Annotated in this window: 3 protein-coding genes; all 3 read right to left on the bottom strand. The window is 40.7% G+C overall.

The features are described from left to right. A partial coding sequence (locus tag O9295_RS21310) for an IS1634 family transposase (RefSeq protein WP_288035161.1) occupies positions 1-1,505 on the bottom strand: 1,505 nt, incomplete at its 3' end. A gap of 237 nt (positions 1,506-1,742) precedes the next feature. Further along, positions 1,743-3,305, bottom strand: coding sequence for a hypothetical protein (locus O9295_RS21305; protein ID WP_288035159.1), 1,563 nt, complete (start codon positions 3,303-3,305; stop codon positions 1,743-1,745). 105 nt (positions 3,306-3,410) lie between these two features. Continuing rightward, complete coding sequence (locus O9295_RS21300; RefSeq protein ID WP_353851883.1) at positions 3,411-5,675, bottom strand: glycoside hydrolase family 31 protein; 2,265 nt, start codon at positions 5,673-5,675, stop codon at positions 3,411-3,413. Positions 5,676-6,428 lie beyond the last annotated feature (753 nt).

The raw sequence follows: 6,428 nt of genomic DNA, 5'->3' as shown, positions 1-6,428 counted from the left end.
TTAATCACATTCAGAGAACCATCATCAATTTCTTCATCCTCAAATAACAAAGGAGCCAAGGACTGTTTTAAATGCCATTCCACATAATAAGCCAACATACATAAAAAGATATGGGCTTTAACTCTATCACCCTTATAATGATAGATAGGACGTACCTTTAAATCAATTGACTTATAACAGCGAAATGCCTCCTCCACTTGAGATAAACTTTTATAAGCTTTAACCGTCGTCGCTGCATCCATCAAGGTTGACTCCAGAGAAGTTCTTAACACATACACACCATCCAAGGCCGTTTCTTGAGCGATTAATTCCAGCTTACGCTGATAGGAAAAGCCTTCCTCTGTTATCTCTAGGTTATAGTATTTATTGACTTTAAACTGATTAAGAATCTTGCCCACTCTCAAAGCTATCTTATCTTGACCCTTTAAAGCTCTTTTCTCCCTTTGAGTCGCCTGAACAATCAAATCTAGTTCCTTCTCTACCGCTTCTAATAATGCCTCTCTTTGTAGTTGATTTTTCTGGGCAATGAAGGGATTACGACAAGCAATTAATCTTTCATCGGGATAATCTTCACTCTCAAATTCCACCAAGTTTACCTGATCAAATAATCCTAATTGAATCACTTCTACCTCAGCCAGTTTCCGAATTTGAGGCTTAGTTAAACCAGTAATATAGTCTAATCCTTCTATGGGTTTTACTAATTCCTTGATTTTCGAGTTAGTGAAAATTCCTCTATCACTTACCCAGACCACATTCTCAATCCCCCAACCCTTTCTGACTTTCTCAATTTGTCCGCTTAAAGTAGCACCGTCTGAGGTGTTTCCTTCAAATACTTCTACCGCTATCGGACAACCCTTGGCTGAACAGAGCAGACCAAAAACTATCTGAGTTTTCCCCTTCTTTTTATCTCGGTTATCACCATATTTTCCCAGTTCACAACCATTTCCTTCTAGGTAGGTAGAAGTGACATCATACAAGACTAATGTTCCTGATTCTAAGTGTTTAAGTGCTAGGTGCTTCTCAATTTTCTCTTGTTTTTCTAATAACCAATCTAAGGCGTTATATAATTCGTCTTCATCGGCTTTCTCTAAGTCTAACAATTGTCCTAAACTCTGGCTGCAAGTCTCACTATTAAACCCTCTCGCTGTGGCTAGTTTTGATTTAGGATTGATGATTCTTGCCACAATCATCGCCACCACTAAGTTTCTGATTCGAGAGGATTTTTCACTGATTATTTTATCTAAACCTAATTTTTTAATCGTCTCTAAAATAGCCATTACATGACCATGAGGAAGACTTCTAATCACTTCAAAATGATTGGGAATGCCTTCAGTCATTGACAGTGTTGCTCCTTTAAGAGCCAGTTTCAGATTGTCAATAATATCATCGGGTAATTTTGAGAGATTGGCCAGGGTTCTTTTTTTGACTTGATCTCCTTCTCGGTAGGAATCTGGTCGAAGAACAGCGGGGGGGGAATTACGGTTAGGAACTTTTTCTATATACATGGCTATCATTTTAGCAAATAGAGAGAATTCTTGTCCATTAAGAAATGTTACAAATTACATGGGTACATTAAGGAAAGTTAAGGGGGTGCATCCATTGATGGATAAGGGTTTTTAGCTATTATGGTATATATGTATGGGGGAAGTTCAGAAATAACTACAGTGGATGGGTTTTCTCGATTGATCGCTCTATTGAGATTAATCGAGAAAGCCATCATCGAAAATTGCTAAGAGACATTCTCACTTAGCCCAATTTGCCTTTAGTTGAGGCAGCCAGCTAAAGTCAGCACTTAAATCTCCTCCAAAAATGGGAACTTTCTGCACCGTCGCTGAATTAATTACTTTCTCTACATATCCGGTAGCAATTCCCGCCGAAAAGTGGCAAGCCATACAGCTTTCTGTCCCAAATACCGGAGTGCCATTAAAGGGAAAACCGTTTTCTTGAAAATGAGCCTCTTGATTGCCAGTTTGAAGATAAGTTTCCATAATGCTATTGGTTAAATAAACTGGCGCAGGAGACCCTGTGGACTTACGGGTAATAGCATCAGGGAGATTGTCCGGAGAAGGTCCTCCAGCAATGGCCGCATAACCAGAATTATTAGGATAGGGCGCAGTTGGCCACTGAGTATCGATGAGTTGATAATACTGTAATGGGGATTCCTCAGTTGCCAAAAGTAGCTGCATTGATTGGTTTAATGCTTGCTTTGCTTTGGGAATAGGAATCGGACGGGACACCTGAGTTTTCAGAACACCGTTGGGATCGGGTTTGCCCGTGTTGGGATTGCGGGGGATTGGTGGAACATTCACGGGTAAAGTTTGCCCGGCAGGGCTGAAATCGTGGAACAAGGCGTATAAAGATTTCCCATCCACCTTCTCCAAATCATTTGCGTTTAGATTATCGACGTGTTCAAACGTTGCCCAAATCCACTGAGGAGAAGACTTAGTTTTTGTCGAAATGTGCATTCCCACTAAACCCATTAGCTGCTTCTGACAATTTTTAAACTTGCCGTTGCCATCTAAAATGGGTTCCCCATTCTTATCAAGATCAGGTAACAACAAGGTTTGGGTATAAAAGCGACTGGGGATATCTCGTTTAGGGTCTAATTCTTTCCAAGCCAATTTAACTTCCATAACTCCACTCTTATCTGTGGCGAAATCGCCAGAAGGGAAATTGACTGGCTGATGATTTTGAGAAAAAGCAATTTGACCATCCAAGTTGTAAAGCTTGTTCTCTACGATGTACTGAAATTCTTGATCATTAAGAAAGATTTCGTAGCGAACTTCTTGTCCATTTTGATCGTAGAGAGGAGAGGTAAAAGCTTGATTGACTTCATCAGCAATATCTTTGTCCACCTTGTTGGAAAATACGGAACTGGTAACATAAAGTTCCCGCCGATTTTCCTTGTTATTTTTACACATAATCGGAGTAGTTTCTACAGGCGCACTACCATCAGGACGGAATACTTGCAGACTTTCGTGAAACGTTAACCAACGAGGAGTGCCAAGATCGGTTAATTTAGGGAGAGGATTCTTTTGAGCATCAAGAGGCCAATTGAGAGCAATAAAAGCTTGCCAAGAGAATAAATCAAAAAGCCTCTGTAACGCAGGAAAATTTTTAACGAGCAATTCCTGTTCCGCTTCAAGTCCGATGGGAATATCAACGGGAATTTTAGGGACGATCAAAGAGGATAAAGTATTATCCTTCTCTATGTTTGTCGGTAATTCGGCTCGGGCTGGTAAGCTATAAAATAGCAAACTCAAGCTAAATATATAAGCAAGAAAGATTCTAAGAATTCGTTGCATACTAATCCTCCAAGTTGGTAGTAATTATTGTCATCTCCGAAGATTAAAGATCAAACTCTGATAGGAACAAAGCAAAATATTAATTTTCTGGAGATACCTATGGGACTAAGTCAAAGGTTGCAGCCCCGATACTAAAATCATCATCTTTGCATCTTTATCGAAGATTTTGATAAAGATTGTTTGTCGATCACTACTATAGTGATAACAATTGGTCGGCGAGTTAGCTAATTCTCCCAAATTTGATACAGCACTTAGACTTGTCTTGTTAGAATTAACTGAATCTGGTGCTTTAGTTTGTCCTAACAAGGCAATATAGTAGAACTCTTCTGGCGGAAGATAGTTATCGACCTGCCGAACCAGAGAAATTTCCTGTACAGAAATATCATTTTGTTGTTGATGGGTAATCAAGGTTGTTCGATAAGCTTGTTTAACCTCAGCATCCATACTAATATGGTCGTCCTGATAACAAAGATAGCTACTATCTTTGCCTGGATAGATATTATAGGTCAGGTAATTTTGCTTCAATTCTCCTACATATTGCTCTAATTGCCGCACAGGAATAATAGACCCTTCTCGAATATAAGCAGGAACCAGATCTAGTTGGGAAGTATTCCAAGTGATAAGTTGACCGCCCTGGGTCGCCCGATTGAGTGTTCCATGTAGTGTGGTCGGACCCAAATCATCAGTTACTGGCGGTGTGAAGCTTCCATTAAAGTCATACCAATCAAATCCCTCTGGCAAATAAACAGGGCGAGAAGGATAGTAATTTGTCTTACCAGGACTGTAAGAGCTAGATTCCCAACGTTCCAGCACAACAGGGGCTACCAGTAGGTCATGTCCCACAAAGAATTGATCGGCAACTCGATAGGAATTATTCGTGTCATATTCGTATTGCTGATTGGAATTGTATGGAGTCAGCAGTACCTCATTAACACCGGTTAAGGGATAGAGAGTTGGATCCTGAGGATCGTTCAAAAACATTGCCCGACAAACGGGAAGATTGTTTTGGGTGCATTCGTACATAGCATCGTAAAACAACTGGAGCAGTTTATAACGAATTTCAATGTACTTTTTGCAAGCTGGCATAACATCAGTATTATATGTACTGTTGTCGTGGGGATATTGAGAGTAATTGTAGGGTTCTTGATAAGCCTTGGTATAACCGTTGTAATGGTTACGATACCAGGGTAAAAACGCCCCCATAGTCATCCAACGAGTTAGGAGGTTAGGAGCAGGTTGACCACCAATAATGTAAGGAGGGTTATTGGGATCGGTGCTAAACGGATTATTAACCTGTCTGGATGGTGTATTACCGTTAGCAAATCCACCAATATCGCATCCACTGAAAGGTTGGCCACTCATCCCCCAATTAAGAACTTGAGGAATGTTAATAGATAAAAACTCCCACGATGAGGCCGAATCTCCTGTCCAACTTGCAGCATAGCGATGTACTCCCATATACCCCCCACGGGCAATAATGAAGTTTCGTTTGTTTTTATTGTAGTGACCATCAGGTAAGTGATTTTTAATGCGGGTCAAGCCTTCATAGGTGGCTTGGATCATGTTGAGAGAATACGCATTATGGATTTTTGCATTAGGGACTGGGGAGACTAAACTGCCATCAGGATTAACCTTGCCATTAAGATTACTCATCAGGAGATCCCCAGGTAAAGTCTTGTAATGAACTACCGCATCGGAGCTTGTCACTACGGCAGGACAAGTCATATCTTGCCAAATCATATCTAGTCCACTGTCTAGGAGTCCATAATAGTTACCACTCCACCAAGTCTTCACTTCGGATCTGAGCAAATCAGCGTAGTAGCCATAGGTTCCCAAGGGAATCTTAGAGCCTCCACAATTAGCAACATCAGTAACGTGTCCTGGAGAAAAGTAGGGATTGAATCCTTCATTACAACCATAATTCTCGTTGGTGAGAAATGGCCGGGGTTGTCCTGGTCCATCTACATACTCATCCCAAATAAATACCTTTTTGGCTCTGCCATCTTGAATCACATCGCGCTGAAAAACATTGCCGTTTTCGTCAAGAGCGGTAACAACGTAGGGAACGGCTGGATAAGCAGGGTTAGGATCATTGGTCTTAGCACTTTCATCCCAAGGAACAATGGTCATAATGCCCGTGATGTTGGTGCTACACTTAAATCCCATGCAGTGTAACTGATTAAATAAATCATTGACATTGCCAAATTTCTCTTGACTACTGGTAAAGGTACGGTAGTTGTTTTGAAAATCAACGTCAATATGTAAACCATCAATGGGAATATTATTGTCTCGATAGGACTTAGCTACATTCAGAAGGCGCTCCTTGTTGTAGTATCCATATCCTCCCTGATGATATCCCAGAGCATACATCGGAGGCATAGGACTGGGCCCAGTCAAAACATTAAATTGATTTAACACTGAGGCGATGTCGCTTCCGGTTATAAAGTAGTAGTCCATCTCGTTATAGAGTGAACCAAAGTAATATTTCCCGGTCATGTATTGAGAGTAGTCATTAGTCTGAATGTTGAAGTAAGTTTGACAGGGATTATCTAAGAAAATGAGATTGGCATAGGAAGAACCAGCAAAATCACCTGATGGAGCAGGATTCCACTCGATTAAAACTGGCATGGAGTTATAGAGTGGTTCTTGTATATTCAATGGACCAGGTTGGCTGTTACTGGGAATAACTGGATAATTACCCTGATCGTCACTCGTATTGGAACCACCGTATTGAAAATTGTCATAGTTAAAAAAAGTCGTGGTATGGAAATTATTGTTGAGGTTTATGCCCGCCTTTTCCCCAAAACCATAATACCCAGCACCAGGAGCAACGTTCATAAAGCAGGCCGTCACTTCCGAACCAAAGGGAATATAAACCAGGTTATATTCATAGCTAGTTTTGTGAACCAATTGCGATCCGCGAAACACTGCTATGCCATAGGGGTTTAGTCCGATAGATATGGTAATTTCATCAAGAGTAATTGGCTCTTCGGTTTGTGTTATGCAATGGACGGGGGTTATAAGGGATGGAACCCTTATATAGAAAGGCATTTAGCGATTTTTGTCAATTGTTTTTGCTCTAGAGCGAACTAATCAATTAAGTCTCTTGCCAGATAAGGATTT

This window comes from Microcystis sp. LE18-22.4A, assembly GCF_027531105.1.
GTDB classification, from domain to species: Bacteria; Cyanobacteriota; Cyanobacteriia; order Cyanobacteriales; family Microcystaceae; genus Microcystis; species Microcystis aeruginosa.
The sequence above is the reverse complement of the archived record's forward strand: the minus strand, read 5'-3'. Positions and strand labels throughout refer to the sequence as shown.

Coding starts and splice junctions, on each gene's coding strand:
- O9295_RS21300 (WP_353851883.1), bottom strand. CDS start 5,675: ATGTATGCTCTGGGATATCATCAGGGAGGATATGGATACTACAACAAG.
- O9295_RS21305 (WP_288035159.1), bottom strand. CDS start 3,305: ATGCAACGAATTCTTAGAATCTTTCTTGCTTATATATTTAGCTTGAGT.